Raw genomic sequence first — 1,481 nt, forward strand, 5'->3', positions numbered from 1 at the left:
AAAAGAAGTAGTTAGTCTAACCTTCGGGAGGACGATTACCACTTTGTGTTTCATGACTGGGGTGAAGTCGTAACAAGGTAACCCTAGGGGAACCTGGGGTTGGATCACCTCCTTACCATTACGTCGATAGACGCACTTGATGCAGTGCCTACACAGATAGTCTTGTTTAAAATGAAGAACGACACAAGTTTATGGGGCTATAGCTCAGCTGGGAGAGCGCCTGATTTGCATTCAGGAGGTCAGCAGTTCGATCCTGCTTAGCTCCACCATCTACTTGACACTGAGCTTGCATAAGCGAAGTACTGAAGGCTTGTAGCTCAGCTGGTTAGAGCGCACCCCTGATAAGGGTGAGGTCGGCAGTTCAAGTCTGCCCAAGCCTACCATTCACCTGCACTTGCTTCGCAAGTGGTCGTGAAAAAGCCGCTTAACCGGAAGGGAACCTTCCTGACGGTTTTTCTACTCGCTAAAGTTGGCGGTAGTCAAAGGCTAAGGTAGAAAGTGATTTTATGTGTCACGTTGGACCCGAAATCCTAATGAATATTTACTGTTTCAGTAAGCATTGATTAGGGTTTTTTACTCTAAAGATGAAAGTACTGCTTTTGCAGGAAACATCGAATGTTCTTTAACAATTTGGAAAGCTGATATTAATAGTAATCAATCAAAATTGAGTAACTGAGAAATCGAAAGATGACTTTTTACTCTACTTGACTGAATTGCTTGTTATCAATCGATGATTTGATAGCAAGGCAATTCTTCCGATTAGCTTGTCATTCATACAACGTAACTTAGACAGAAGTCAAAAGGCTGTTTGGGGTTGTATGGTTAAGTGACGAAGCGTATACGGTGGATGCCTTGGCAGTTAGAGGCGATGAAGGACGTGTAAGTCTGCGAAAAGCTGTGGTGAGCCGACAAAATGCATTTGAGCCACAGATGTCCGAATGGGGAAACCCACCTGTTTACAGGTATCGTTAACTGAATACATAGGTTAACGAGGCAAACGAGGGGAACTGAAACATCTAAGTACCCTTAGGAAAAGAAATCAACCGAGATTCCCCTAGTAGCGGCGAGCGAGCGGGGAGCAGCCCTTAAGCTGTTTAGAATTTAGTGGAATCCTTTGGGAAGAGGAGCGATACAAGGTGATAGCCCTGTACACGACGGATTCTTTACAGTGAAATCGAGTAGGTCGGGACACGTGTTATCTTGACTGAATATGGGGGGACCATCCTCCAAGGCTAAATACTCCTAACTGACCGATAGTGAACCAGTACCGTGAGGGAAAGGCGAAAAGAACCCCTGTGAGGGGAGTGAAATAGAACCTGAAACCGTATACGTACAAGCAGTGGGAGCCCTTCGGGGTGACTGCGTACCTTTTGTATAATGGGTCAGCGACTTATATTTAGTAGCAAGGTTAAGTGAATAACGGAGCCGTAGCGAAAGCGAGTGTTAACTGCGCGTTTAGTTGCTAGGTATAGACCCGAAAC

The 1,481-nt window shown here is 45.3% G+C and carries 2 tRNA genes and 2 rRNA genes; all 4 read left to right on the plus strand.

Annotated features, from left to right (window positions below):
- Window positions 1-115: ribosomal RNA gene (locus tag MHN00_RS20380) — 16S ribosomal RNA — on the plus strand; the annotation flags it as partial.
- Window positions 116-193: 78 nt separating this feature from the next.
- Window positions 194-269 (plus strand) — tRNA-Ala (locus tag MHN00_RS20385).
- A 37-nt stretch (window positions 270-306) separates the two neighbouring features.
- Window positions 307-383, plus strand: a tRNA-Ile gene (locus MHN00_RS20390).
- Window positions 384-820: 437 nt separating this feature from the next.
- Window positions 821-1,481 (plus strand): 23S ribosomal RNA (locus MHN00_RS20395); the annotation flags it as partial.

The sequence above is a fragment of the Alteromonas sp. Cnat2-8 genome (assembly GCF_022348355.1).
Classification (GTDB): Bacteria; Pseudomonadota; Gammaproteobacteria; order Enterobacterales; family Alteromonadaceae; genus Alteromonas; species Alteromonas macleodii.